Annotated in this window: 14 protein-coding genes and 1 tRNA gene; 4 read left to right on the forward strand and 11 right to left on the reverse strand. The window is 35.4% G+C overall.

Annotation, left to right across the window (positions count from 1 at the left end; translation table 11 throughout):
• Positions 1-129 precede the first annotated feature (129 nt).
• From CRYPD_RS02825 to dnaA, 10 genes are all read right to left on the reverse strand, one after another.
• The gene (locus tag CRYPD_RS02825; RefSeq protein WP_138146060.1) at positions 130-489 is read right to left on the reverse strand and encodes a hypothetical protein; all 360 of its coding nucleotides are present in this window, start codon (positions 487-489) and stop codon (positions 130-132) included.
• 4 nt (positions 490-493) lie between these two features.
• Entirely contained in the window at positions 494-697 is a 204-nt protein-coding gene (locus CRYPD_RS02830; protein ID WP_138146061.1) for a hypothetical protein, read from the reverse strand.
• 48 nt (positions 698-745) lie between these two features.
• On the reverse strand, positions 746-1054 hold the full coding sequence (locus CRYPD_RS02835) for a hypothetical protein (RefSeq protein ID WP_138146062.1): 309 nt from the start codon (positions 1052-1054) through the stop codon (positions 746-748).
• Between the two features lie 104 nt (positions 1055-1158).
• Positions 1159-1497 (reverse strand): hypothetical protein, encoded by a 339-nt coding sequence (locus tag CRYPD_RS02840; RefSeq protein WP_138146063.1) that lies wholly within the window; start codon positions 1495-1497, stop codon positions 1159-1161.
• A 350-nt stretch (positions 1498-1847) separates the two neighbouring features.
• A complete protein-coding gene (gene chrA / locus CRYPD_RS02845) occupies positions 1848-3170 on the reverse strand; it encodes a chromate efflux transporter (RefSeq protein WP_138146064.1) in 1323 nt (440 codons plus the stop codon).
• 74 nt (positions 3171-3244) lie between these two features.
• A complete protein-coding gene (locus tag CRYPD_RS02850; RefSeq protein WP_138146065.1) occupies positions 3245-4132 on the reverse strand; it encodes a phosphoribulokinase in 888 nt (295 codons plus the stop codon).
• Positions 4133-4157: 25 nt separating this feature from the next.
• Complete coding sequence (gene gyrB, locus CRYPD_RS02855) at positions 4158-6563, reverse strand: DNA topoisomerase (ATP-hydrolyzing) subunit B (RefSeq protein ID WP_138146066.1); 2406 nt, start codon at positions 6561-6563, stop codon at positions 4158-4160.
• Between the two features lie 73 nt (positions 6564-6636).
• Positions 6637-7725 (reverse strand): DNA replication/repair protein RecF, encoded by a 1089-nt coding sequence (gene recF / locus CRYPD_RS02860; protein ID WP_138146067.1) that lies wholly within the window; start codon positions 7723-7725, stop codon positions 6637-6639.
• 3 nt (positions 7726-7728) lie between these two features.
• Positions 7729-8832 carry a DNA polymerase III subunit beta gene (gene dnaN, locus CRYPD_RS02865; RefSeq protein ID WP_138146068.1) on the reverse strand — a complete coding sequence of 368 codons (1104 nt, stop codon included), beginning with the start codon at positions 8830-8832 and terminating at the stop codon, positions 7729-7731.
• A 212-nt stretch (positions 8833-9044) separates the two neighbouring features.
• Positions 9045-10340: a chromosomal replication initiator protein DnaA gene (dnaA, locus tag CRYPD_RS02870; protein ID WP_138146069.1), complete on the reverse strand. Its 1296-nt coding sequence runs from the start codon at positions 10338-10340 to the stop codon at positions 9045-9047.
• Between the two features lie 117 nt (positions 10341-10457).
• Between dnaA and CRYPD_RS02875 the strand changes: the two genes are divergently transcribed.
• The 4 genes from CRYPD_RS02875 to CRYPD_RS02890 all read left to right on the forward strand — a co-directional run bounded on the left by CRYPD_RS02875 (position 10458) and on the right by CRYPD_RS02890 (position 12236).
• Positions 10458-10976: a YqhA family protein gene (locus CRYPD_RS02875; protein ID WP_171004289.1), complete on the forward strand. Its 519-nt coding sequence runs from the start codon at positions 10458-10460 to the stop codon at positions 10974-10976.
• Between the two features lie 57 nt (positions 10977-11033).
• Positions 11034-11780 (forward strand): triose-phosphate isomerase, encoded by a 747-nt coding sequence (tpiA, locus tag CRYPD_RS02880; RefSeq protein WP_138146070.1) that lies wholly within the window; start codon positions 11034-11036, stop codon positions 11778-11780.
• Positions 11781-11785: 5 nt separating this feature from the next.
• Entirely contained in the window at positions 11786-12133 is a 348-nt protein-coding gene (gene secG / locus CRYPD_RS02885; RefSeq protein WP_138146071.1) for a preprotein translocase subunit SecG, read from the forward strand.
• A 17-nt stretch (positions 12134-12150) separates the two neighbouring features.
• Positions 12151-12236 (forward strand) — tRNA-Leu (locus CRYPD_RS02890).
• Positions 12237-12394: 158 nt separating this feature from the next.
• Here the strand turns inward: CRYPD_RS02890 and CRYPD_RS02895 are convergent.
• The gene (locus CRYPD_RS02895) at positions 12395-13030 is read right to left on the reverse strand and encodes an FMN-binding negative transcriptional regulator (protein ID WP_171004290.1); all 636 of its coding nucleotides are present in this window, start codon (positions 13028-13030) and stop codon (positions 12395-12397) included.
• Positions 13031-13992: the final 962 nt, after the last annotated feature.

A 13992-nucleotide genomic window follows, 5' to 3' on the forward strand; every position in this document is an offset into this window, starting at 1 on the left:
ATTGCGTATATTTTTTCCTATTTCACTTCTTTTCTTGTTAGGTTAAAGAGTGGTTAATATACTCTTTTGACCGACTAACGAGTGTTGCACTTATGATGTGAATTCAAGTGTTATAAGGAGGGATTCTAGCTACAGCCAATTGTATTTCTCTTTGGATTTCTCTGTTTGTTTGTTGCCAATTCCAACCTTAAATTTAGTAGCCAAATTAGTTAGCACAATGCCAACAATAGAAAAGGCAGCACCAAAACCAGTAAAGGTAGTACTAAAACCCATTGCTCCTATAGCGAATGTAATGCCACCAAGTACAATCAACACTAAGCCACCAATTCGATAAGCACTATATATTTCTTGTTGTGCTGTCATATTTTCGGTCGGCTCAATCGCTTGAACTTGAGGGTATATAGTGTTTCCATTTGGATTCATAGTTTCATTGTAAGCATGGATGCAGTTAACAAACAATAATTTTTTATTATTGTGAGAGCTTTGCATATCTTTATTTGCATATGTACCAGTTTAAAACATCGTCCCAAATTAGATAGTTATTACTTAGTAGGCGAATTTGAATTTTGTTAGTTTCCTTAACAAATCTTTCAGTAAAGCCCGCTTCGTTTTTATACCCTTCGTTAACTTTACAGATTTTTGCTCCAACTTGAATTACTTGGTTGTAACTGTCCTCATGTCTTGCTAATTCTTTCATTTGTTTTTTATACTTTTTTCCATAATCAAGATTAACATAAGTCTTACCTCAAAGCTCCCAATTTGGGTGAAAGTCATAATGTTTTTGTCCGCAACTATATCTGTCGCTTTCACACATGGTAAAAAAACTATCAGCTGATTTTGGTTTATACCATATTGGTTTACCTAGGCGAAAATCATGAATGTTAAAGTAACCTAATTCTTCGTATTTATCTTGAGAGCAAACAATGCCCGAGTAACCGCAAGGGTCGTCTAGTTTTTTGCTAATTGGATCAAGTATAGTTAGATTAAATTTTCCTGACACCTTGTTAAATGGGATACAACCTTGTAACAAAAATACGCTAAATCCTGCTATCAATATTATTTTTTGTATTTATATTTTTCATTTGATTTACTCCTGTTTTAGTTATATTTTATGCTAATTAATCGTGCTTCGGCTCAACTAATTACCTGTGACTAATTTTAAGTAGCACTTGGTGCTGTTATTTTATCTCGCACACGCTGCGCTCGTTTTCGACAAAATGGATCATAATACTTTTTTCGCCTAACCAATTTCCGACCACAACCACAACCGCACTTTTTTAAACGTGCCTCGTCGAACGAATTTTTATGTGACCTGCCCTGAAGCAAAAACTGTGCCTGCCCGTTGTGATCTAAATGTGACTGATCAGAAATAAATAACCGTGCTACTTCTTTAGCCAGCACTCTGTCAATCGACAAAGGTACGCCGTTTCCAACAAGTTTCTTTTTACCAGCGACATTAAAATCAGGCAAATAAAAATCAAAAGGCAAGTCCTGCATATCGCACAATTCAACAAACGAATGCCCATCCGTGGCTAATGCACAATGTCGTTTTTTACCCTCAATCTTACCTCTCGGAATATTTAGTAACTCAAGACCACTGCATTAATCCATTACAACTTATGAAACGCATAAAATAGCACCTTTTTACCCAAAAACTATACAGCAATCCTTGTAGGATGGTAAATAACTGGCTATTCTCCTCATTTTTGGATAAAAATGCACTATTTTTTTATGTTCTCTAAGTCGCACTGGATTAATGCAGTGGTCTCTTGGGGTGGAAAACCCCATTTGAGGTCTTTACGCAGTTAACTGGTAAAGACTATTTTTTGAATGGAAGTGTTGCCTATTTATATCAGTAAATTAGGAAACATTGATACGCCTAACCCAATCATGCCACTGGTGGCGATAACAGTCATAATACCGACTTTAAAGCGAAACAGTGCAATAAATGCAGCGAGTGCGATGGTGGTGGCTATCCAGTCAATTTGCTGATTTTGATATAGGGTGACAAGGGCGAAGAAGACGGCTAAATTGACAATCACGCCAACTACAGCAGCAGTAACGGCTGAGAGCGGTGCGCTGAATTTAAGGTCGCCACGGGTGGCTTCAACGCCTGGCCCACCCAAGAAAATAAACAAAAATGAAGGGAGAAAAGTAAAGAAAGTCGCTACGCTAGCACCAGCAAAACCTGCCAGTAACAATGATTCTGCACCAAAAATTTCTTTTCCCCATGCGCCAACAAAGGCAACAAAGGCAACCACCATAATCAGTGGGCCTGGTGTAGTTTCACCGAGCGCTAAGCCATCCATCATTTGAGTAGCATTTAGCCATTGGTATTGATCAACACCGCCTTGATAAATATAGGGTAATACGGCGTAAGCACCGCCAAAGGTAACGAATGCTGCTTTGGTGAAAAACTCAGCCATATCATGCAAAACTTTATTACCTAACAGGCTGATTACCAGCAAACCAAGAGTGATACCAACCACTAAAAAACCTAGTAGGCGAGACCATTTAAATTTGGCATGGTCGGGAATGGGCGTATCGTCATCAATTAACGCCTTACCGTAACTACTTACGCCAGCACCGTGATGTACGCTTGTTGTGAAAGTATTGGGGGATAATTTTGCACCCAAGAAACCAATAGAGGCGGCAATCACAACAATATAAGGAAAAGGGATTTGAAACTGATAAATAGCGATAAATGCCAACACTGCCAATACCTTTAATACAGAATTTGATAAGGCTTTAGAGCCAATGCGATAAGCGGCAAATAAAACAATGGCAGTTACTGCTGGCTTAATGCCATATAAAACACCGGCAATCTCACTGAGTGTACCGTAGGTTAAATAAATCCAAGTGAGTGCGCTTAAAATAAACAAAGAAGGTAACACAAACAACACGCCAGCGACCAGTCCACCCCGTATACCAAACATTAGCCAACCAATATAGGTGGCAAGTTGTTGGGCTTCTGGACCAGGTAAAACCATGGTGTAATTCAGTGCGTGTAAAAAACGATGCTCAGAAATCCAACGGCGTTTTTCTACTAACTCTTGGTGCATCATAGAGATTTGCCCTGCAGGACCACCAAAACTAATAAAACCAAGTTTTAACCAATAGAGGAAAAATTGCACAAAACTGGGTTTTGAAGGGGGTTGTGTTGTGTTCATTTTTTTCCTTTTTAAAGCAAAAAACCCCAATTACCGAAGTAGTTAGGGTTTGTTTGAAAAATTAAATAAAGGGTTTATTTATTGGCAATCAGTTTGTGGATGATTGGATACAAAATAATCTCCATTGCCAAGCCCATCTTATTGCCTGGTATTACAATAGTATTGCGTCTAGATATAAACGAGCCTTCAATCATGTTTTTAAGATGAGAGAAATCAACCGGTGTTTTGCTTAAATCTTTAAAACGAATCACCACAAGAGATTCATCTGGTGTAGGGATATCACGGGTAATGAAAGGATTAGAAGTATCGACAGTTGCAATGCGCTGGAAGTTAATATCGGTTTGAGAGAATTGTGGGGTGATGTAATTAATATAATCAGGCATTCTGCGCAAAATTGTATCCACTGTGTCTGCTGCTGAATAGCCTCGTTCGGCATTATCACGACTAATTTTTTGAATCCACTCAAGGTTTACGCTGGGAACAACGCCAATTTTAAGATCACCATATTGTGCCATATCTATGTCATTAGTCACAACAGTACCATGTAAGCCTTCATAGAACAATAAATCTGTACCACTACCTACTTTTTCCCAAGGGGTAAATTGACCTGGGTTAAGATCTAAGTCTAGTCTTTGATTGTGCTCAATTGCCTCTTCGTCAGAGTGAATATAGTAACGGCGATTGCACTCTCCTGTAGCACCATAATCTTTAAAAGTTTGCTCGATTTTGTTAAATAAGTTTGCCCCTGGGCCAAAATGTGAGAAGAAATTATTACCCCGATCTTCTTGTTCTTGTACCGCAATTTTCATAGCAGCACGGTCGTATTTATGAAAACTATCACCTTCAACAATTAATGACTTAATGTTCTCTTTATTAAAAATGTGCTCAAATGTACGCTTTACAAAAGTAGTTCCAGCACCCGATGATCCAGTTACTACAACAACAGGGTATTTTTTTGACATATTTTTCTCCTAATTTGAAATAAGTTTAAAAATCTAAATTATCGACAGAGAGCGCATTTTCTTCAATAAAGTTTCTACGCGGCCCCACTTCATCGCCCATTAAAGTTGAAAAAACTTCGTCTGCTGCAATAGCATCTTCAATCTTTACCTTTAACAAAATTCTGTTTTCTGGATCCATTGTAGTTTCCCAAAGTTGCTCTGGGTTCATTTCACCTAAACCTTTGTAGCGCTGGAAATTTTGACCTTTCTTGGCGTCGTCCATTAAAAAATTAACCACTTCAGTAAAATTTTTCACTTTAATGTTCTTTTCTTTCTTTTCAATATAGGACTCTTCGCCAATTACACTTTCAATTTCTTTTGCAAATTTTGAGATAATCCCATAATCTGCGGAACTAAAGAATGACTGTCCAAGGTAATCAGTATCAGTATCTACACCATAAACAGACAAGGTGTGTTCAATTTTTTTGGTGTCGGTATTAAAAATTACTTTGTGTTGTTGTTCTGGTGACAAATCTTGTGCTAATTGTTGTTCTAATTGAGTAATCCATACACTCACTTTTTTCACATCAATTAAATCAGTTAAAGGAGGTAAATTAGCAATAGCACGCAACAATACAGAGTTAATTTTTTTCGATAAACGATGAATAATAATGTTAATTTGATCATAATCTTTCATTGCAGATTCTAAAGCAACCCCTGAGATTGCAGGCGCTTGTGCATTGGAAAATAATCGTGCTTCGTTCACGGCTTCTTGTAATAAGTAATCGCTTAGTTCTTGGTCGTCTTTAAGGTAGCGTTCTTGCTTGCCTTTTTTAATTTTGTATAAAGGTGGTTGAGCGATATAAAGATAACCATTTTCAATCAACTCAGGTAAATAACGATAAAAGAAAGTAAGTAGTAAGGTGCGAATGTGTGCACCATCCACATCAGCATCGGTCATAATAACAATCTTATGATAACGCAACTTTTCAATATTGTATTCTTCTTTGCCAATACCGCAACCCAATGCTGTAATTAAAGTGCCCACTTCAACAGAAGCGAGCATTTTTTCAAAGCGGGCTTTTTCAACATTTAAAATTTTACCCTTGAGTGGTAAAATTGCTTGAGTACGGCGATTGCGTCCTTGTTTGGCAGAACCACCCGCAGAATCACCCTCAACTAGGAATATTTCTGATTCAGCAGGATCTTTAGTTTGACAATCACTCAATTTTCCTGGTAAGCCAGCGATATCAAGTGCTCCCTTACGACGGGTCATTTCTCTGGCTTTTCGTGCCGCATCGCGAGCTCTTGAAGCCTCTAAAATTTTACCAACGATAATTTTGGCTTCATTTGGGTGTTCTAATAAATAATCACCCAGTTTTTCGTTAAGTGCTGATTCAACTGGTGCACGCACTTCGGATGAGACTAATTTTTCCTTAGTTTGCGATGAAAACTTAGGGTCTGGTACTTTCACTGAAATAATCGCTGTTAAACCTTCACGCGTATCTTCACCTGTGATAGTAGATTTTTCTTTTTTTGCCATCCCTGAATTATCAATATAATTATTCAGTGTTCGAGTTAATGCACCTCTGAAACCCGCTAAGTGAGCACCCCCATCGCGTTGAGGAATATTATTGGTAAAACAATAAATACTTTCTTGATAAGCATCACTCCACTGTAGGGCGACATCAATAACAATACCTTCTCGTTCAGCTGAAATTGTAATAATATCATTGTGAATTGGGGTTTTGGATTTGTTAAGATGCTCAACAAAAGCAGTAATACCACCATCATATTCAAATACATCTTTACGCCCTGTTGCCAATTCTTCAATCTCAATATGAACGCCTGAGTTTAGAAAAGACAATTCACGCACACGATTGGCTAAAATATCGTATTTGAATTCTGTAATTGTAAAAACTTTAGGACTGGGTTTAAAGTGAATAGTGGTGCCTGTAGTATCAGTTTTTCCTGTGGCTTTCATCGGTGCATCTGGTACGCCTAGGGTGTAGTTTTGTTGATGAATTTCTCCTTCACGATACACAGTTAAATGTACAGTTTCAGACAAAGCGTTAACCACAGAAACACCTACACCATGCAAACCACCAGATACTTTATAGGAATTATCATCAAATTTACCTCCTGCATGAAGGATGGTCATAATAACTTCTGCTGCACTTATCCCTTCTTCGGGATGGATATCGACTGGAATACCACGACCGTCATCGGTAACAGATATAGATTGGTCTTCATGAATGCTGATTTTAATTTTAGAACAATGTCCCGCTAATGCTTCATCAATTGCATTATCAACTACTTCAAACACCATATGATGTAAACCAGTGCCATCATCCGTATCACCAATATACATTCCTGGACGCTTTCTAACCGCATCAAGCCCCTTAAGGACTTTAATATTTGATGCTTGATATTCTTGTTGCTTTTCAGACATAAGGACTTGAAAAAAATAAATTTATTATACCACGATGTTTGTAATTATCGACTTTCATTAAAGGTTTTTAAAATTAATCTTGCTGTTTAATTTCACCATTACACACCTGAAAAACAACAGGATTGATGTGATTAATAATGGATAAATTATGACTAATATCAGTTATAAAAGTTTGTACTTTTAGGTCTTTTAAATAATGCAAAATAATATTGATTTTTGTATTGTCTAATTCAGAAGATAAGTCATCAATTAAAACAATGGGTTTGATGTTTAGATTGATCAACAACACAACTTGTGCTAACCAAAAAATAATGGACAAGGTTTTTTGTTCACCTCTTGAAAAAAAACATTCATTTTTACCGTTAAATAAAAAATGAATATTGGCTTTATGAGAGCCATAATTTAAATGTTTAACACGCAATAAAGAGGAGGTATTTTTATTTAAATACTGGTAAATGCTTTGTTCATTAGTTGCATCTACCTCTTTTGGCCAACCAGAGGAGAATTGATAATCAAATCGATTTAGTGAATCAATTAATGTGTCTAATATTTTTGTTTGCTCAGAAAATAAGGTTTGTTTGAGTTGTTGTAGATAATCCACACGATTTTTGTTAATAATAATAGAGACTTTTGCCAACTCTAAAAACCAAAAGTTTAATTCATTGGTTTGATGATTAGCAAGTAAAGTGTTAATATTTTTTAAGATTTTATTGTAGTTTTTAAAGACTTTAGTGCTTTCTGGTTTCACGTGAAACACCCCCCAATCTAAATAAGAGCGTTTATTTTTAGGCGTACTATTAACAATAAAACCCTTGTCTGGTGTAATGATTTGAGTGGGTAATATTTGACTGAGTTGTGAAGTGTTGTTAATTTTTTGTTGATTGACGGTAACTGTATTTTTATTGTTTGATTTTTCTAGTTTTATTAAATACTCATTAATTTCTGCACTGAGTTGAAATTTACTACACTTAAAGCGAGTGACTTCTTTAAGGGTCTTGGTTTTAAAAGAACGATTGTGTCCTAAATAATAAATTGCTTCTATTAAGTTAGTCTTTCCTTGTGCATTTTTACCAATAAATAAATTAATAGTTTCACAAGGGGTGATGTGCTGGGTGTGTAAATTACGAAATTGATGAATAGATAATTTATTAATAACAGCCATTAACTAAATTTTCATTGGCATAACAACATATTGATAAGTGTCGTCATCAATACTGCTTAATAAACAAGATTGACTATCACTACTAGGCAGAATCATATTAATATCATCGGTAGTTAGATTTTCCAAAATAGAGATTAAATAATGTATATTAAAAGAAATTTCTACTTCTTTATCAAAGTTATTGGTCTCAATTTTGGTTTTAGCTTGACCTCGCTCTGAATGAGAGAATATATTAATTTGATTGTCTTTAAATGCTAATTTAACCCCTTTAGTGCGTTCTTCAACAAAGATTGAAGCTTGTTGTAAACTCTCTAAAAAATCTTGACGATTAACAACCACTGTATTTTCATAATTACTTGGAATTACCTGTGCATAGTTAGGGAAATTGCCATCAATTAAACGACTAATAATAGTTGTGTTCTGAGTTTTTAAATGAAAGTAATTTTCTGAAAGATGGATATCTATATCGGTATTCTCATCTTTATCTAGTAATTTGGTTAATTCTATTACTGCTTTTCTTGGAAGAATCACTGTTTTTTTATCAGATAACTTATTATCCTGTTTAATTTCACCAATAGATAAACGATGACCATCAGTAGCTACTACAATGATATTGTTTTTATCTACTTCAAAATACAATCCATTTAAATAAGCACGAATATCTTGACTGCCCATTGAAAAAGAAGTTTTTTTAATTAATTCTTTTAAAGTAAGACGGTTAATTTTGATAACCTCACTGTTACTAATTTTTGGTAATGAAGGAAATTCTGCGGTATTAAATGTATTAAGTTCAAATGAATTATTATTGGTTTTGATGTAAATTTTAGATTCTTCAATAATAAATTCAATAATCGTATTTGCATTTAATTTGCGAATAATATCAATTAAGTCTTTTGCATAAATTGTAAAGCTAACTTCTTCTTGTGCTTGGATTTTTTTTGATGAACGCAGTTCAATTTCCATATCTGTGGTAGTTAAAGTTAACTCACCGTTTTTTAATTGAATTAATACATGGGAAAGAATAGGTAGTGTTTGTTTGTTTTCAACAACACCAATGATTGTATGTAAAGGGTCTAATAATTCGTTTACTGTAAGTTGTGTATTCATGAAAAGTCCTTTAATTAAAAAATTATTATTATTATTAGTAAGCTATATTTTTGTTGAAAACTGGTTTTTTTCTTTTAAAAACAATAAATTAAGTTGTTGATAATAATTGGTTATTTTATGTAAAAACTAAGGTCTATGTTTATAAATTTGTATGATTAATTAAGTTATTAAAGTTATTCACAATTGAGTGGGGAAGTTTGTGTGGATAATGTTTATAAGTTGGTTAATTTTAGTTTGATTAATTCGTAATCGTCTTTTATTTCAGGGGTTTCTTTAAGTTTTGTTTCAATTTTTTTAATGGCATGTAAAACAGTGGAATGATCCCGATTTCCAAAATGTTTTCCAATCTTAGTGAGTGATAGATTTGTTAATTCGTGTGTGATAAAAATAGCTATTTGTCTTGCTAAGACAGTTCGTTGTTTGCGACTTTTTGAGCTTAGGTCTGATATAGTAATGGCGTAATGTTTGGCGCTTTGTTTTTGTATGTCGTTGATATCAATATTTTTAATTTTTGGTTTAATTAAATCCCCAAGTGCAATGTCAGTTACTTTTTTATTGATAATAAGATTAGGTAATTTAGAAAAATCTACAAAAGCCTTGAGTTTTAATAAAGCACCTTCTAAATCCCGTACATTTGAAGTTATGTGAGTTGCAATATACAGTGCAATATCCTCGGTAATATTGATGTTGATTTTTTCATTACTTGCTTTTTTAAGTAAGATAGCTGCACGCATTTCTAGCTCTGGTGGGTCTAATTGTAAGTTTAATCCTTGAGAAAATCTTGTTTTTAAACGCTCTTCTAAGGATTTTATGTTGGCTGGCGGTTGATCGCAAGTGAAGATAATTTGTTTTTTTGTGCTAAATAAGAAGTTAAAAATATGGAAAAATTCTTCTTGAGATTTTTCTTTGCCAGCAATTAAGTGAATATCGTCTACTAACAACAAATCAGCGGATTGATAATAAGATTTAACCTCTTCAATATTGTTGTGTCGTAGACTGCTGGTTATGTTTTTTACAAAGTCCATCAAAGGCACATAAATCACTTTGGCTTTTGGGTTTTTTTCTTTTACTAAGTGTCCTGCTGCTTGCATAAGGTGTGTTTTACCTAGCCCTGAACTGCCATAAACAATACAAGGATTGTAAGGAGAGCGTTTGAGGTTTTCTGCGATTTGTCGAAGGGCACCGAATGTAATTTGATTGGCATTGCCCAATACTAAGTTATCAAAAGTATAGTCTTCAAATAGTGGCGTGGTGTGTTGTTTGTTGTTTTGTTGTTGAGTCGCAACGCCAATCAAGATTTTAAGGCTTTTATTGTGTTGTGCAATAGTGGCTGTAATTTTTTGTTTTAGGTTTTTTTTAAGGTAATTTACAGCTGAATGATTAGGCGCTAATAGGGTTAAGGTATCGCCGTCTTCCTGTACCTCTAAAGGCTGAATCCAAACACTAAATTGCCCTATTGGAATGGTCTCTTTTAAGGTTTCAAGGCATTTTTTCCAAGTTTTTGACATAGTGTTTTGGTTTTTGAAAATACGTCTATTTTAGTCGTTGTTTTCTATTTTAGAAAATCGTTTAAATGAAATGAATAATGATATACTAAGTTTTGTCTTTTGAATAGGTGTTAATAAATGAAATTGGTTGAAAAATATTTTGAAAAGCTGTTGTGGAATTCGCGTTTAATGGTGCTTGCAGCGGTTATTTCCTCGCTATTATTGTCATTAGTGTTGTTTATAGTTACCACTATTGATGTTGGTTCGTTGTTGATACATGCTGGCGATTATTTAGATGCAACCACTGAAGCAAGGAGGGCACTAAAAATTGAAATGATTGCACATATAGTGGGTTCTATTGATGGATTTTTATTGGCAACCATTTTATTGATATTTGCATTGGGTCTATATGAGTTGTTTGTTAGTGACATTGATGAGGCTAAGAATAATGAAAAATCAGCAAAAGTATTGGACATTAATTCATTGGATGATTTGAAGTCAAAACTTGCCAAAGTTATTTTAATGATTTTAGTGGTTACTTTTTTTGAGGCTTCATTATCGATGACTTTTGCAAGTACGCTAGATTTGGTGTATTTTGCATTTGGTATTTTGATGGTTTCTTTGGCGCTTTATTTCGGTTCGAAATCAAAGCACTGATTGATTTTTATGCTTAACTAGCGTAACATTGCTTAATTTTTACAGTAGATATCATTTATGCGTCAAATAATCGTAGCAGGCAACTGGAAAATGAACGCCTCGAAAGAGACGGTCAATGCTTTAATAATGGGCATTCTTGAGGGAATGCCTGATGTTAAGTCAGAAGTAATTGTTTGTGTGCCTTATCCTTATTTATCTCAAGTTGAGGCTTTGGCAACACACTCACAATTACATTTAGGTGCACAAGATTTAAATATTAACACCTCAGGCGCCTTTACAGGCGAAGTTAGCGCAGATATGATCAAAGATTTTGGTGCTGAATATGTGGTAGTTGGTCATTCAGAGCGCAGAAGCCTATATGGTGAAAGTGATGAAATCGTGGCTGAAAAAGTCCAAGTTGCACTTGACAGCGGCTTGACCCCTTTATTTTGTATCGGTGAATCGTTAGGAGAAAGAGAGTCTAACAACACACAAAGCGTTGTAGCACGACAAATGAACGCTGTTATTGACCGTGTTGGCATTGAAGCGTTTAAGGGTATTATTATTGCTTATGAGCCAGTTTGGGCGATTGGCACTGGCGTGACTGCCACACCACAACAAGCGCAAGAGACACACGCTTTCATTCGTGGACTGTTGGCCGAAAACGATGCAGATATTGCACAATCAACGCCTATTCTATATGGCGGCAGTATGAACCCTGCTAATGCAGAAGAGCTCATCGCTTGTGCAGATATTGATGGCGGTTTGATTGGCGGTGCATCGCTCAAGTCCGATGATTTTTTACATATTTGTAAGGCGGGTTAATTATTATGTCTTTTCAAGTTATTTTAATTGTTCATATATTGTTAGCGCTAGGTTTGGTTGCGCTTATTTTGATGCAACATGGTAAGGGCGCTGATGCAGGCGCTGCTTTTGGTGCAGGCACATCGGGTTCGGTATTTGGTGCACGCGGCGCAAATTCATTTATTTATAAATTAACCGCTGGCGTTGCTATTGGTTTCTTTTTAACCAGCCTAACTTTAGCCTACTTGGCCACGAATGAGACCTCAAGTACAGCAGAAGAACCTCAAAGCGTGATGGATCAAGTGCTTATAGACCCAACTCCGTCAATTGATGTCCCCATGATTGAGACCAAAGCGGACGATATTCCTCAATAAGTCCCAACTATTTTTTTGCCGATGTGGTGGAATTGGTAGACACGCTACCTTGAGGGGGTAGTGAGCTACGCTCGTGCGAGTTCGACTCTCGCCATCGGCACCATTTTTTGTTTCGCCTTTTCCTTTTAACGGCGTTGAGTTTTTTCAATACTCTGTCGTATAGATTAACTATACTTCTTAGTGTTGAAAAAATTCGCCTTGCAAAAAACTTAAGATACTCATCATGCTTTATGGTTTGATTGCTGAAACTGTTCGTCGTAGTTACTTATTACCTTGCATTTGCATTGAAACCATAGATTCAAGTTCATTTTCTGAGTTTTTTAACCCCCTTACAACGCCATCATAGTCATTGGTAGGTTTGTTTTGACTTAGCTTAAAATTACCCACGATATCTTCAATTGCTATTTCCAAGCCAACAACGGCATTAATTAATTTGTTTGTGTATTCTTTTGGTGCATCAGACATAGACCACGGATTACTTTGTGACACTGACTCGTGAGAATTTGTTAATTTTTCAAGATGCTTGGTTATCCAGCTACTTTTATAATTAAATGACACACTTCCTTTCACATGAACCACAGAATAATTCCAAGTAGGCACTACTTTTCCTGTCTCATTTTTTGATGGGTAGAAATTTGGACTGATATACGCATTCGGACCATGAAATATAACGAGCACCTTGTCGCCGTCATTGCACTTTTTACCAAGAGGATTGATTTTGGCAATATGACCCTGCAACTTAACTTTTCTTAAATCAGTAGTATCTAGGTAAAAAGGGATATGAGTGGCATCAATATCGTTATCGCTAAATGATACCAATGTACCCAATGGATTGTCTTTGATGAACCGATACAAAGTATCTGGATTCGTTACTTTAAATTTCGATGGAATGTGCATAATTATTTTAGACAGCTAACTATTTATTAGGCTCTGTAAGCCAGATTGTGTAAACCCTTATATTTTATAACCCCCAAAAAATGATAAAAAACATGAGTAACACAACACTAAGAAAAAACCAATTCCTGAATTCACACCATAAGTGCAACACTCAATTAGTCGGTTAAAGGGCGTATTAACCATTCTTTAATCCGACAAGAAAAAGGAGGGAAATATGAAAATACACACACAATTGACCTACGAACAAAGATACCATAATTTACCTACTAAATAAACAAGAATATAACCAAACTTTTATCGCTAAATCAATGGTCAACTATTGTTAGAGAATTATCTCGCAACACTGGCAAAAATGGTTATCGCTATAAGCAAGCCAACAGGCTTGCTTATGAGCGACATCAGGAGAAAAATAAACACATTAAACTGACCACCGAAGTTATAGACCACATCCGTGAAAAACTAAAAGAATATTGGAGTCCTGAGCAAAATGTAAGGCGTTTGGAATTAGATAAAAAGATTAAAATCAGTGCTGAAACTGCCTATCGCTTTTTTTTTGCAAAACAAAGCGATAGGCGGTGAGCTTTATAAATACCTACGCCACTAACACAAGAAATACCGTAAACAAGACCCCTGCATTAAACCAAAAAAACCCTAAATCAACCCTAAAAATCTTGTATTTATCCTGAAATTTATAGTAAAACACTATATTTATCAGTTATTTATATAATGCGCATTATAAACACCCAAGAACAAACCTTTTCCGATAGTCTCATCAACATACCAACTAGACATTATTAACAAAATCATCGATTGGAAAGTAATAGTTAAAGAACTAGCCCACATTAGGGTTGATTATTCGCCCGTTAGCCTGTTTAAAGCATTGCTAATAGGCAATGGCATAATCTCTCTGATGAGAAGTTGGCTGATAGCCTTAGTAGAGAGTTAGTCTTTATTAACTTTTG

Origin of the sequence: Bathymodiolus heckerae thiotrophic gill symbiont (genome assembly GCF_900180345.1) — a bacterium.
Lineage (GTDB): Bacteria > Pseudomonadota > Gammaproteobacteria > PS1 > Pseudothioglobaceae > Thiodubiliella.